The organism is Streptomyces sp. CB02366, assembly GCF_001905905.1.
Classification (GTDB): domain Bacteria; phylum Actinomycetota; class Actinomycetes; order Streptomycetales; family Streptomycetaceae; genus Streptomyces.
In genome coordinates this window covers 555,666-569,152 of sequence record NZ_LIVT01000001.1, presented here as the reverse complement: position 1 = coordinate 569,152, position 13,487 = coordinate 555,666, and the positions used below count along the sequence as shown (strand labels likewise).

The window sequence follows — 13,487 nt, the reverse complement described above, 5'->3', positions numbered from 1 at the left end:
GCCATGACCGAGAAGACCGCTCTCACCCCCTCCACCCACACCACGCCGCCCGCGAAGTTCTCGCACGGGGTGAAGAAGGGCAACATCCTCCAGGTCGCCGGCCAGGTCGGCTTCCTCCCCGCCGTGGAGGGGCAGGCCCCGACGCCGGCCGGACCCACCCTGCGCGAGCAGACCCTCCAGACCTTCGCCAACGTCAAGGCGATCCTGGAAGAGGGCGGCGCGAGCTGGGATGACGTGATGATGATGCGCGTCTACCTCACCGACGTGGACCACTTCGCGGAGATGAACGAGATCTACAACGCCTACTTCGCCGAGCAGAACCTCAAGGAGGCCCCCGCCGCCCGCACCACGGTCTACGTCGGCCTCCCCAAGGGCCTGCTCATCGAGATCGACGCGCTCGCGGTGCTGAGCTGACCCGTCCCGGCCCGCCTCACGCCCCGGCCCGCCGAACGTTCCGTCCCCCGGACGCCCCGTCCCGCCGAACGACGCGCCCCACGGATCGCTTTGCCCCACCCGCGTAATCCCTCCCGCCCGCCGCACGGCACGGCGCCCCGCTCCCCCGGGGCGCCGTGCCGCGCTCCTCCCTGCCCTCCAGCACCACCGGAGACTCCATGCTGCTCGCCGCCCCTCCCTTGCCGGCCGAGGCCCCACCGCGCACCGGTGGCCTGCTCCTCCTGATCGACGGCACCGCCGGTCTGCTGACCGTCGCCGCTCTCGGCATCGCCCTCCTCCTCTTCCTGATCATCAAGGTCAGGCTCCAGCCGTTCGTCGCCCTGCTCGCGGTCTCCATAGCCGTCGGCCTCGGCGCCGGGCTCTCGGTCACCGAACTCTTCGGCACCGTGCAGAAGTCCGCCGCCGTCTCGGTCGTCGAGTCCGGCATGGGCGGCATCCTCGGCCATGTCGCGATCATCATCGGGCTCGGCACCATGCTCGGCGCGATCCTCGAAGTGTCCGGCGGGGCAGAGGTGTTGAGCACCCGCCTGCTGAACGCCTTCGGCGAGAAGCGCGCCCCGCTCGCCATGGGCATGACGGGCCTCGTCTTCGGCGTCCCGGTCTTCTTCGACGTCGGCATCTTCGTCCTCGCGCCGATCGTGTACGCCGCCGCCAAGCGCTCCGGCAAGTCGATCCTGCTCTACGCGATGCCGCTGCTGGCCGGCCTGTCGATGACCCACGCGTTCCTGCCGCCCCACCCCGGCCCGGTGGCCGCCGCCGGACTCTTCGACGTCTCGCTCGGCTGGGTCATCCTGATGGGCGTCGTCGTCGGCATCCCCTCCGTCATCGCCGCCTGGGCGTACGCCGCCTGGATCGGCAAGCGGATCTTCGTCGACGTGCCGCAGGACATGGTGGAGGCCGCCGAGGAGGCCAAGGCCGCCGTCGCCGCCGAACAGCGCGCCGCCGGGGCCGCCCCGCACGAGAAGCCGGTCCCGCTCGCCACGGTCCTCGCGATCATCGGCACCCCGCTGATCCTGATCCTCGCCGCGACGTTCTCCTCCATCGCCCTGGACCCCTCCACCCTCCGCTCGGTCGTCGAGTTCTTCGGCAACCCGTTCGTCGCCCTGACGATCGCCCTGTTCCTCGCCTACTACCTGCTGGGCGTCCGGCGCGGCTGGTCCCGCACGTCCCTGGAGTCCGTCTCCACGTCCTCGCTCAAGCCGGTCGGCAACATCCTGCTGGTGGTCGGCGCGGGCGGCGTCTTCGGCGCGGTCCTCAAGGGCAGCGGCATCGCGGACGCGCTGGCCGACACCTTCAACGACGTGGGCCTGCCCGTCATCCTGCTCGCCTGGCTGATCTCGGTCGTCCTGCGCGTCGCCCAGGGCTCGGCCACCGTCGCGATCGTCACGACGGCCGGGATCGTGGTCCCGCTGGTCGAGGGCCAGGACCTCTCCCAGGCCCACCTCGCGCTGATCATCATGGCGATCTCGGCGGGCTCGATCTTCGCCTCGCACGTCAACGACGGCGGCTTCTGGATGGTGTCGAAGTACTTCGGCATCAGCGAACGCGACACCCTGAAGTCCTGGACCGTCCTGGAGACGGTGCTCTCGGTCGCGGGCTTCGCGGTGGCGGCGCTGCTCAGCCTGGTGATCTAGGGCGGGTTCCGAAAGCAGCGCCGTCCGCCCGGAGGGCGGGGGCCCCGGCGGGGACCAAGCGGTCGGCCGACGACATTTCGGGCCGCCCGAGGCGGCCCCGGCCCGCCCGGTCCCCGCACGCCCCCTTGTGCCGCCCCGCCGATTGCGCTTCCTTGACCGGCATGGCGGAGACAAGCGCAACCACAGCGACAGGGGAGCCGGACTCCCGACCGCGTAAGTCCGGTTGGAGGTATGTCGGCCCCGGCATCGTCGTCGCGGCGACCGGGGTCGGGGCCGGCGACCTCGTCGCCACGCTGATCGCGGGCAGCAGGTTCGGCTACACCCTGATGTGGGCGGCGGTGATCGGCTGCGTCGTCAAGATCTCGCTCGCCGAGGCGGCCGGCCGCTGGCATCTGGCGACCGGCCGCACCCTCTTCGACGGCTGGCGCAGCCTGGGCCCCTGGACCACCGTGTACTTCGCGGTCTACGTCCTCGTCTGGGGCTTCCTCTACGGGGCGACGGCCATGTCCTCCAGCGCCCTGCCCATCGTGGCGCTGTTCCCCGACGGGCCCGGGCTGAAGTTCTGGGCGATCACGACCGGCCTGATCGGGCTGGTCTTCGTCTGGTTCAACCGGTACGCCGTCTTCGAGAAGGTCATGACGGTCCTGATCGGCATCATGTTCGTGGTGGTGGTCTACGTCGCCCTCCGCGTCGTCCCGGACGTCGGGGCCTCCTTCGCCGGGCTGCTGCCCGTCCTCCCGGACGGCTCGCTGCTCTACACGCTCGGCCTGATCGGCGGCGTCGGCGGCACGATCACCATGGCCGCGTACGGTTACTGGGTCAACGCCAAGGGGTGGAGCGACTCCTCCTGGATGAAGGTGATGCGGCTCGACAACCGGGTCGCCTACATCACCACCGGCGTCTTCGTCGTGGCGATGCTCATCGTCGGCGCCGAACTGCTGCACGCCTCGCAGACCGCCCTCACCTCCGGCGACCGGGGGCTGATCGACCTGGGCAAGGTGCTGGAGGACCGCTTCGGCGCGGGCACCGCCAAACTGTTCCTGGTCGGCTTCTTCGCCACGTCGTTCTCGTCGCTGATCGGCGTCTGGCACGGAGTGAGCCTGATGTTCGCCGACTTCGTGGAACGGTTCCGGGCCCCGGCGCCCGAGGCCGGGCGAAAGGCCGGCCCCGCCGTCGCCGACCGCCAGCAGCGCTCGCTGCCGTTCCGCGCCTACCTGCTGTGGCTGACCTTCCCGCCCATGGCCCTGCTCTGGCTGGACGAGCCCTTCGGCCTGGTCATCGCCTACGGGGTGCTCGGCGCGTTCTTCATGCCGTTCCTCGCCCTGACCCTGCTCTGGCTGCTCAACTCCTCCCGGACGCCCGGGGAGTGGCGCAACGGGTGGGTCAGCAACGGGATGCTCGCCCTGTCCGGCCTGCTGTTCGTCGTGCTGTGCGTCCAGCAGGTGCGTGACCTGCCCTGGTGACCGACGGGGCGCGGGCCCGGCGCCGGAATGCCGCAGCGCCGCCGGGGGAGCGGCGGCGCTGCGGGTCCGGGGTGGTGCGGGGCGGACGGGTCCGGGCTACGGCAGGCTGCGGACGTGCGGGCCGACCGCCTTCGACCAGGCGAACCCGGCCGTCGCGTCCCAGTTCGTCGACCAGGTCATCGCGCCGCGCAGCGACGGGTAGGTCTTGGACGGCTTGAACGAACCGCAGTTGACGCCCTTGGCCAGGCAGTCCAGCGCCGCGTTCACGACCGACGGGGAGACGTAGCCGCTGCCCGCGCCGCGCGTGGAGGCGGGGACGCCGATGCCGACCTGGGACGGGTCGAGGCCGCCCTCCAGCTGGATGCAGGCGAGCGCGGTGAGGAAGTCCACCGAGCCCTGCGAGTAGACCTTGCCGTCGCAGCCGAGCATCGAACCGCTGTTGTAGTACTGCATGTTGACGACCGTCAGGATGTCCTTGACGTTCAGCGCCGTCTTGAAGTACTCGCCCGACGTCGACTGCATGTCGATGGTCTGCGGGGCCATGGTGAGGACCAGGCCGGGGCCCGCCTTCGCCGAGAGCTGGCGCAGCGCCTTCGTCATGTACGTGGCGTTGAGGCCGTTCTCCAGGTCGATGTCGACCCCGTTGAAGCCCCAGTCCTGCATCAGCGCGTACACCGAGTTGGCGAACGCCGTGGCGGAGGCGTCGTTGTCGACCCGGACCGTGCCCAGCTCGCCGCCGATGGAGATGATGACGTTCTTGCCGGCCGCCTGCTTGGCCTTGACGTCCGCGCGGAACTGCGCCTCGGTGTAGCCGTTCAGCCCGGCGGTGTCCAGGTTGAAGGTGACCGCGCCCTGCGTCGCCGTGGCGTCCGCGAAGGAGACCGCGATGATGTCGTAGTCGGCCGGGACGTCGCTCAGCTTCTGGACGGTCGCGCCGTTGTTGAAGTTCTGCCAGTAGCCGGTCACCGCGTGCTTGGGCACGGAGGTCACCGGGCCGGTGCCGTTCTTGGCCGTACGGGCGCTGATCGCCGCCGACTTGACCGACTCGCCGGCCGCGTTGGTGGCGCTCACCGAGAACTGGTAGGCGGTGTCGGCGCTCAGGCCGGTGACGGTCGCCGAGGTGCCGGTGGAGGTGGTGGCCTTCACGCCGTCCCGGTACACGGTGTACCCGGTGGCGCCGGAGACCGCGGTCCACGACAGGGCGACGGAGGACGTGGTGGTCGCGCCCGCCGTGAGGCCGGCCGGGGTCGCCGGGACGACGGGGCCGGGCCCCTCGCCCCCTCCGCCGTCGGGACCGGTCACCTCGATGTCGTCGGCGAAGTAGGCGGCCTGCCCGTACCAGCCGTGGGTGTACACGGTCACCGAGGTGGTGTTCGCGCCGGTCTTGAAGCTCGTGGACAGTTTGGTCCAGGTGGAGGAGCCGGGTGTCCAGGTGGACACGTCGGTGGTGCCGGTGCCGCTCGCGCCGAGGTAGGCGTAGCCGCCCTGCACCCAGGAGCTGAGCGTGTACGTCGAGTTGGGCTGCACCTTGACCGACTGCGAGCACTTGGCGTTGTCGTGGCCGGCGGGGGTGGCCTTCAGCGCGGACGTCCCGCTGCGGACGGGGGTGGAGACGGCGGCGCCGGTGCCTCCGGTACAGGTCCAGTCCGCGAGGCCCGCTTCGAAGCCCGCGTTCTTGGCGTTGTTGACGTCGGCGGCCTGGGCGGTGCTGACGAGTCCGGTGACGGTCAGGGCCGCCGCGGCGACGACGGCCACGGCGGAGCCGAGTAGGGGCCGGTAGTGGCGCCTTCTGCTGCGACTGCTGCCTGCGGAGCGTTCCACTGGTGCCTCCGGGGGGAGTTGGGGGGTGGCAGACCTTGGGGGGTGGCGGGCTGTGCTGGGGCGCCGGGCGGACGCCGGGGCCGGTCGTACGGCGGGTGATGCGGGGGTGCGGGCGACTGGGGTGGGCGGTGCGGGGGCCGGTGGTGCGGGGCGACGCGTGAAGCGGTGGGGCAGGGGTGCTGGGCCGGGGCGTGAACACTCGGTGACGTCCCGGGAGCGGTGGCCACCGCTTGGCGCACCAAACTGGTCCAGACCATTCAAGTTGTCAAGACCTCTGGCAGGGAAGCCCGTTCGCGGAGAAGCGTGGACCGGCGTGCGATCGCCGCCGTGCGACCCGCGCGGCCACCCCCGTACGGGGGTGGCGTCCTGGAGTCCTTCCGTCCGGCAGAGGCCGCGCGACCCCTCCCCGCCCCCCGCACGGGTGATCTTGCGCGCTCTCTTCGGCCGGTCACGGAAGCGGCCCCGCGGAAAGGCGGCCGGACACCCCGGAATCCGGGCTGACGTGCGGGAACGCGTAAATGTTTGAAATCCGAACGTGCTCGGGCGTGACACTCCGCGATGAAAAGGGAGGCGAGGGAAATCGATTTCATCCCGTTTACCCCCCGGTCTCTCCAGGAACGGCGTTCGGATGTCGTCGTACTGGTCTCCGATAACTGTTCTCTGCCTGGTGAGACGTGGCTACAGTGCTGGGTCAGGAGCACGGAGCAGGAGCGATTGCGGTCGGCGTCCCCACGTCGGCCGGAGCCGAAACGGGGAGAGCGTGCCGACCGCGATAGCAGTGACGAGCGCAGACCTGGTGCTGCCGCCGACCGACCAGCAGACGCCGACCGCCGCTCTGCTCCAGGCCCCCGAGGCCCAGGCGCTGGAGCTGGCGATCGGCGACGTACACCTGTTGCTCGAACAGCACGGGTATGTGATCGCCCTCTACCCGGCGGGCCTCAGGCCCGAGCACGAGCGCCGCCTCCACTCCATCCGCTCGGTGCTGGAGAGCGACCGGATCGCCCTGGTCAAGGTGGACCTCCCCCCGCTCGGCGTCGCCGTACTGGTGCGCCAGCTCCGGCAGTTGTCCATCTGCGACTTCAGCCCCGGAGTGGTCGCCTCCGCCGCCCGGCTGCTCTCGCACTACATCTACGCCGGCGCCCTCCTCAACTCCGTCGCCCGGCTCGACCGGGTTCCGGTCAGCCTCAAGAGCCACGCCAAGTCCTGGGTTCCCGGATCACAGTTCGCCGTGCTCGCCGGGCCCGAGGCGCAGCTGGTGAAGGTGGGCCCGACCGCGGAACCGCTCAAAGGCCCCGACTTCGCCACGCATCTTCTGGTGGCCAAGGGGAATCTTCAGTCGGACTGGGTACAGGAGACCCTCGCGCCCGCCTGGAAGGTCCAGGCCGTTCACGACGCCGGTATCCCGTCCGACTCGGCGCGCTGGTGGGGCACGGGAAAGCTGGTGGAGTTCGCCGCCCACCTCCCGGACCTCTCGGTGCTCTACCAGCTGGTCGCCTCCGTGCGCCGGGAGAAATGCCACTGGTGCGCCATGGAGCTCATCGGCGATCGCTGCGCATTCTGTTCCGCTCCTCTCGCGGTTTCGGAGAACCGCGCGCTCCCCGCCGGTGTCCTTCACCAGGGGACCGGCGAATCGCCGGGCCCCTGACCCGACCGCCCCCGTCCCCCGTCCGCACCCGGTCGCTCCTCCCGCACCGGACTCCCCGCCCTCCCCGTGCCCGGCGCCTCCTCCCGCCCGGCCCCCCCGCTCCCGACGTCCCGCACCACCGCCCCCGCCCCGCGGGCCGCGCACCGCCGTTCCTCCCACGGCCCCGCGCCGCCGCCCGGCCGGGCGCCCGACCGACCGCTCCACCGCCCCCCGCTCCCTCCCTCCGCCGCCCGCCCCACGCATCCGATTCGAACGAGGTTGTCCGGACCATGAACTCCCGCCAGCGCCGCGGCGTGATACTCCTGCTCCTGTCGGTCCTGTGCGCCTTCGCGGCCTTCGCCGGCGTGCTCTCGGTGATCAGCGACGTCAACTCGAAGGTCGGACCCGAGGTGACGGCGTATCAGCTGAAGACCAACGTGGCTCCGTACACCGCCCTGAACAGCGGCCAGTTCGAGAAGATCAAGATGCCGAAACGGTGGCTCTCGGAGAACGCCGTGACCGACCTGCGGGAGGTCGAGTCGAAGATCGCGGTCACCGAACTGCGCGCCGGCTCGCTGCTGCAGTCGGACATGATGGTCCGCAAGCCCGAACTCCGCGCGGGCGAACAGGAGATCGCCATCATGATCGACGCCTCCACCGGCGTCGCCGGCAAGATCACCCCGGGCGCGACGGTCAACATCTACGCCACGTTCGCCGGCGAGCAGCAGGGCGACCCCGCGCAGTCCAAGGTCATCGTCGCCAACGCCAAGGTGCTGGACGTCGGCGAGCTGACCGCCCTGAACCCGCGCGCGGACGACCGGGGCACCGGGGCCACCGAGGCCGTGCCGATCACCTTCGCCCTGAACACGCTGGACACCCAGCGCGTCGCCTACGCCGAGTCGTTCGCGGAGCACGTGCGCCTCGCGCTCGTCGCCCCGGGCAGCGACGGCACCATCCGCCCGGGGGACCGCACCTACACGCTCGACAAGGACAAGTGAGGCCGGGATGACCACCAGAATCCTCCCCGCCGTCGGTGACCTCGACGCGGCCCGCTCCGTCACCACCCTGCTCAACCAGCTGCCCGACGCCGAACCCGCCGCCCCGGTGGGCGACTCCACCCAGCTCATCGACGCCCTGGCCCGGCTCGCGGGCGAGGCGCTCGACGAACTGCCCGAGGTGGTGCTGGTCCACGAGCGGATCGGTCCGGTGCCGGCCCTGGAGCTGATCCGGGAGGTGTCGATGCGGTTCCCCTCCGTCGGGGTCGTCCTGATCACCGCGGACGCCAGCCCGAACCTCTTCGCCGACGCCATGGACTCCGGGGCGCGCGGCCTGGTCACCCTCCCGCTGAGCTACGAGGAACTGGCCAACCGCGTCCAGGCGGCCGCCCAGTGGTCCGCCGGGGTGCGCCGCCACCTCACCGCCGGGAGCGAGGTCTTCACCGGCCCCGGAGGCACGGTCGTCACGGTCACCGGCGCGAAGGGCGGCGTCGGCGCGACCGTCACCGCCATCCAGCTCGCGCTGGCCGCCCAGGCGTCCGGCCACACGGTGGCACTGGTCGACATGGACCTCCAGACCGGGGACATCGCCTCGTTCCTCGACGTCCAGTTCCGGCGCTCCATCGTCGACCTCGCCCTGATCACCGACATCTCGCCCCGGGTGCTGGCCGACGCGGTCTTCTCCCACTCCACCGGCCTCGCCCTGCTGCTCGCGCCCGGCGAGGGCGAACGCGGCGAGGAGGTCAGCGACCGCTCGGCCCGCCAGATCGTCAGCGCGCTCCGCACCCGCTACGAGATCGTCGTCATCGACTGCGGCGGCCAGATGAACGGGGCCAACGCGGCGGCCGTCGAGATGGCCGACGTGGCGCTGCTGGTCACCACCCCCGACGTCGTCGCGGTGCGCGGCGCGAAACGCGTCGTACGGATGTGGGAACGGCTCCAGATCCGCAAGGCGGAGGAGACGGTGACCCTGGTCAACCGCTTCACCCGCAACACCGAGATCCAGCCGCCGCTCATCCAGAAGATCACCGGCACCCGGGTCGCCTCCGCGGCGGTCCCCGCCAACTTCAAGGAGCTGCAGGCGTCCATCGACTCCGGACGGCTGCACGAACTGGACGCCAAGAGCACGGTCAAGCAAGCGCTCTGGGGCCTGGCCGGCGAGCTGGGCATCGTCAAGGAGGGCGCGACGGCGAAGAAGAGCGGCAACGCCCTGGTCAAGCGGACCGGCGGCGGCTTCAAGAACGACCGGGGCTCGATCGGACGCCCGCGCCGCCGGCGCGACGGCTCCGGCCGCGGGCCCGGAGACTCCGAGGGGACACGTTGAGCGATGACCACTACAAGGACGGCACGCGGCGGCATACGGGGGCGGGCCACCGCCCTACGTGACCGCCGGGGACGGGACCGCGGCCAGACGGCCGTCGAGTTCCTGGGCATGACCCCCTTCATCATCCTGATCATGCTCGTGCTCTGGGAGTGCGCCCTGATCGGCTACACCTTCAGCCTCGCGGGCAACGCCGCCGACGTGGGCGCGCGCAAGGGCAGCGGGGCGGAGTTCGGTTCCTGGGCGGCGTGCCAGGAGGGGGCGAAGAAGGACCTCCCCGACGCCTGGGCGGAGAACGCCGACGTCAGCTGCCGACCCGGCGGCAGCCTGTACGAGGCCACCGTGAAGCTGAAGGTCCCGGTCCTGGTGCCGGGCCTGTTCGACCTCGACGCCGAGATCGAGGGCGAGGCCGGATCACCGATGGAGGAGCAGCCATGGTGAGGACACGTCCGTACCGGGGAAGGGCCTCCCGCCGAGGAGCGGCGCGCGGCGGCGACCGGGGCCAGGTCGCCATGGAGTACCTCGGCTTCCTGCCCCTCCTGCTCCTCGTCGCGATGGCGGCCGTCCAGCTCGGCATCGCCGCGTACGCCGCCTCCCAGGCGGGCACGGCGGCCCGCGCCGGAGCCCGTACGGCGGCCAGCTACGACGCCCGCACGAGCGGCGAGTCGGCGGCCCGGGGCGCGGTCAGCGGCTGGGTGAAGAGCAACGGTTTCGACTACAGCGAGGGCGGCGGGGCCGACGTGACCGTGACGGTCAGCCTGGTGGTCCCCTCCATCGTCCCCGGGCTGGACGACTGGGAGGCCACCCGCAGTTCGACGATGCCCCGCGAGTAGCACCCGGCGGGCCGGACGCCGCACGCCCCCACCGGACCAGCACCGACCGCGACACCGAGGAGAGTTACGCAGATGAGCCTGCGGGCACGCATGACCGCTCCGGAGGAGCAGCGCGGGGCACGGGAGGACGGCCACATGGTGGCCGCCTACCGGGCCAAGCTGCTGGAGGAGATCGACCTCGCGGAGATGTCCTCCCTGGCCGCCGCCGACCGGCGGGCCCGGCTGGAACGCGTCCTCGGCCACATCATCAGCCGCGAGGGCCCGGTCCTCTCCACCGTCGAGCGCTCGCAGCTGATCCGCCGCGTCGTGGACGAGGCGCTCGGCCTCGGCATCCTGGAACCGCTCCTGGAGGACGCGTCCATCACCGAGATCATGGTCAACGGCCCCGACCAGATCTTCGTCGAGCGCAACGGCAGGGTCGAACAGCTCCCGATGCGCTTCGGCTCCCACGAGCAGCTGATGCAGACCATCGAGCGCATCGTGTCGACCGTCAACCGCCGGGTCGACGAGTCCAACCCGATGGTCGACGCCCGCCTGCCCAGCGGCGAACGCGTCAACGTGATCATCCCGCCGCTCTCGCTGACCGGCGCCACGCTCACCATCCGGCGCTTCCCGCGCTCCTTCACCCTCCACGAGATGATCGGCTTCGGCTCGCTGGACGAGCAGATGCTGGTCCTGCTCGCCGGACTCGTCCAGGCCAAGCTCAACATCATCGTCTCGGGGGCCACCGGCACCGGCAAGACGACCCTGCTCAACGCCCTCTCCGGACTGATCCCGAACACCGAACGCATCGTCACCATCGAGGACTCCGCCGAACTCCAGCTCCAGCAGAGCCATGTGATCCGGCTGGAGTCGCGCCCGGCGAACGTCGAGGGCAAGGGCCAGATCACCATCCGCGACCTGGTCCGCAACTCGCTGCGTATGCGCCCCGACCGCATCGTCGTCGGCGAGGTCCGCGGCGGCGAGTCCCTCGACATGCTCCAGGCGATGTCCACCGGCCACGACGGCTCGCTCGCCACCGTCCACGCCAACAGCGCCGAGGACGCGCTGATGCGTCTGCAGACCCTCGCCTCGATGTCGGAGGTCGAGATCCCCTTCGAGGCGCTGCACGACCAGATCAACAGCGCCGTCGACGTGATCGTCCAGCTCACCCGGCATGCCGACGGGGCCAGGAAGATCACCGAGATCGCCGTCCTGGACAGCCACGGCCGCGACCCGTACCGCATCGTCACCGTGGCCCGGTTCAACGCGCGGCCGATGTCCTCCGACGGCCGGATCCACGGCGACTTCCAGTACCTCCCGCTGCCCCGGAGGCTCGCCGAACGCCTCTACCTGGCCAGCCAGCCCATCCCGCAGGCGTTCGGCGTGGCCCACTCCGCCGAACAGCTCGCCACCCGAGAGGCCAACTAGGTACCGCGCCATGGACAACGTCAACCTCCCCCTGGTCACCGTCGGGGTCACGCTGCTGTGCTGCGTGCTCGGCGTGATGGGCCTGTACTCCTACTCCGGCGGCAAGGCGGACCGCGACGCCCTCGTGGACCGGCTCTCCCACGTCGGGCAGATCCCCGAAGCGGGCCGCGTACGCCGCTTCAAGGGGATCGACCGCCGGCTGCGGGGCACGGCGCTCGGCCGGAAGCTGGAGCTGAAGCTCGCCGCGACCGGCCTGGAGATCACGCCCGGCGAGTTCTTCGTCTACGCGCTCGGCGCGATGGCCGGCCTCTGGATGATCGCCTCCTCCATGCTGGCCGCGTTCTTCGGGCCGGTCGCCGCCCTGATCGGCCTCTGGGGCACCAACGCGTTCCTCAACTGGCAGCGCACCAAGCGCACCGAGCGCTTCATCAACCAGCTCCCCGAACTGTCCCGCATCCTCGCCAACGCCACCCAGGCCGGGCTGGCCCTGCGCACCGCGCTGTCCATGGCGGCCGAGGAGCTGGAGAACCCGGCGGGCGAGGAACTGTCCCGGGTGGCCCGGCGGTTGGCGGTCGGTGAGTCCCTGGAGGACGCGCTGAGCGAACTGACCGACCGGCTTCCCTCGCGCGAACTGGTCGTCCTGGTCACGACGCTGGTCCTCTCCAACCGGGCCGGCGGTACGGTCGTCAGCTCGCTGCGCAACCTCACCGAGACGCTGGAGGAGCGCAAGGAGACCCGCCGCGAGGTCAAGACCCAGCTCTCCCAGGTCACCGTCACCGCCTACGCCGTACCCGTCTTCGGCATCGGCGCGATGCTCCTGATGAACGCGGTCATGCCCGGCGCGCTGGACCGGATGACGGGCGCGTTCATCGGCCAGGCCGCCGTGGTGGTCTCCATCGTCCTCTACGCGGTCGGGTTCATCGTCATCCGCCGCATGTCCCGTATCGACGTCTGACGAGCTGGGAGGAGAACCGCCATGGACCTGCTGCTATCCCTGGTCGTCGGCCTCGCCGTGTACGGGGCCATCCACGGCGTCCGGATGTACCGGGCCGACGCCGAACTCCCCGGCGACCTCGCCGTCGCCCTGGAGTCCGGCGCCACCCGCACCGGCGCCGTCGGCTCCGGCATCGACCGCCTGGGCATCCGGTGGGCCCCCATGGTCCTGCGGATGATGGGCCCCAAGGCCGTCAACAAGAAGCGCCGCCAGATCGACCTGGCGGGCAACCCCGGCGGCCTCACCATCGACCGCTACGCCGCCCGGCGCGCGGTCTACGGGGCGCTGGGCCTGCTGGGCGCGTTCTCGATGCTGCTCCGCGGCCAGCTCTTCCTGGCCCTGCTGATGGTCGCCTTCGGCCTGTTCTGGGTGGAGGCCGGCATCTGGTCGGCCATCCGCGTGCGCCGCGAGCACATCGAACGCACCCTCCCGGACTTCCTGGACGTCCTGGCCGTCGTGGTCTCCGCCGGGCTCGGCTTCCGGCAGGCGCTGGACCGCGTCGCGGAGAAGTACGAGGGGCCCTGGTCCGACGAACTGCGCATCACGCTGCGGCAGATGGACATGGGCGTCAGCCGCCGCCAGGCGTTCGAGGAGCTACGCCGACGCAACGACTCCGAACAGGTCGCCATGTTCGTCACCACGCTCCAGCAGGGCGAGGAGCTGGGTGCGCCGATCGTCGAGACGCTCATCCAGATCGCCAACGACATGCGGCGCACCGACGCCCAGAACGCCCGCCGCAAGGCCGCCCGGGCGGTCCCGAAGGCCACGTTCGCGGTGACCACGTTCCTCCTGCCCGGCACGCTCGTTCTCCTCACCGTCGGCTTCGTGTACGGAGCCGACGTCGACTTCAGTTTCCTCACGGGGGGATGACATGAACGACGAGCGGAAGGGGACGCGCCCCGTGCGCCCCGGAACGCTCGTGGAACGGCGGAGGTACGG

Annotated in this window: 12 protein-coding genes; 11 read left to right on the top strand and 1 reads right to left on the bottom strand. The window is 71.0% G+C overall.

The genetic code is table 11. The features are described from left to right. Positions 1-3: 3 nt before the first annotated feature. The 3 genes from AMK24_RS02415 (at position 4) to AMK24_RS02405 (ending at position 3,550) form a co-directional block, all read left to right on the top strand. Entirely contained in the window at positions 4-414 is a 411-nt protein-coding gene (locus AMK24_RS02415; RefSeq protein WP_073764470.1) for a RidA family protein, read from the top strand. 197 nt (positions 415-611) lie between these two features. Further along, positions 612-2,087, top strand: a complete 1,476-nt coding sequence (locus AMK24_RS02410; RefSeq protein WP_073764468.1) for a GntP family permease — start codon at positions 612-614, stop codon at positions 2,085-2,087. A gap of 161 nt (positions 2,088-2,248) precedes the next feature. Continuing rightward, positions 2,249-3,550: an Nramp family divalent metal transporter gene (locus AMK24_RS02405; RefSeq protein WP_073764466.1), complete on the top strand. Its 1,302-nt coding sequence runs from the start codon at positions 2,249-2,251 to the stop codon at positions 3,548-3,550. A 96-nt stretch (positions 3,551-3,646) separates the two neighbouring features. Here AMK24_RS02405 and AMK24_RS02400 read toward each other — a convergent pair whose 3' ends face one another. Next, positions 3,647-5,371, bottom strand: coding sequence for a chitinase (locus tag AMK24_RS02400; protein ID WP_073764464.1), 1,725 nt, complete (start codon positions 5,369-5,371; stop codon positions 3,647-3,649). Positions 5,372-6,149: 778 nt separating this feature from the next. Between AMK24_RS02400 and AMK24_RS02395 the strand changes: the two genes are divergently transcribed. From AMK24_RS02395 to AMK24_RS02360, 8 genes are all read left to right on the top strand, one after another. Further along, a complete protein-coding gene (locus tag AMK24_RS02395) occupies positions 6,150-7,016 on the top strand; it encodes a hypothetical protein (protein WP_199876349.1) in 867 nt (288 codons plus the stop codon). Between the two features lie 269 nt (positions 7,017-7,285). Further along, positions 7,286-7,993, top strand: coding sequence for a Flp pilus assembly protein CpaB (gene cpaB / locus AMK24_RS02390; protein WP_073764460.1), 708 nt, complete (start codon positions 7,286-7,288; stop codon positions 7,991-7,993). Positions 7,994-8,000: 7 nt separating this feature from the next. Next, positions 8,001-9,314, top strand: a complete 1,314-nt coding sequence (locus AMK24_RS02385) for an AAA family ATPase (protein ID WP_073764458.1) — start codon at positions 8,001-8,003, stop codon at positions 9,312-9,314. A 3-nt stretch (positions 9,315-9,317) separates the two neighbouring features. After that, the gene (locus tag AMK24_RS02380) at positions 9,318-9,752 is read left to right on the top strand and encodes a TadE family protein (protein WP_073764456.1); all 435 of its coding nucleotides are present in this window, start codon (positions 9,318-9,320) and stop codon (positions 9,750-9,752) included. Next, on the top strand, positions 9,746-10,144 hold the full coding sequence (locus tag AMK24_RS02375; protein WP_073764454.1) for a TadE/TadG family type IV pilus assembly protein: 399 nt from the start codon (positions 9,746-9,748) through the stop codon (positions 10,142-10,144). Before AMK24_RS02380 ends, AMK24_RS02375 begins: the two co-directional genes overlap by 7 nt. A gap of 72 nt (positions 10,145-10,216) precedes the next feature. Next, the gene (locus AMK24_RS02370) at positions 10,217-11,554 is read left to right on the top strand and encodes a CpaF family protein (protein ID WP_073764452.1); all 1,338 of its coding nucleotides are present in this window, start codon (positions 10,217-10,219) and stop codon (positions 11,552-11,554) included. A 10-nt stretch (positions 11,555-11,564) separates the two neighbouring features. Beyond that, positions 11,565-12,509, top strand: a complete 945-nt coding sequence (locus AMK24_RS02365) for a type II secretion system F family protein (RefSeq protein WP_073764450.1) — start codon at positions 11,565-11,567, stop codon at positions 12,507-12,509. 21 nt (positions 12,510-12,530) lie between these two features. After that, on the top strand, positions 12,531-13,418 hold the full coding sequence (locus AMK24_RS02360) for a DUF5936 domain-containing protein (protein WP_073764448.1): 888 nt from the start codon (positions 12,531-12,533) through the stop codon (positions 13,416-13,418). Positions 13,419-13,487 lie beyond the last annotated feature (69 nt).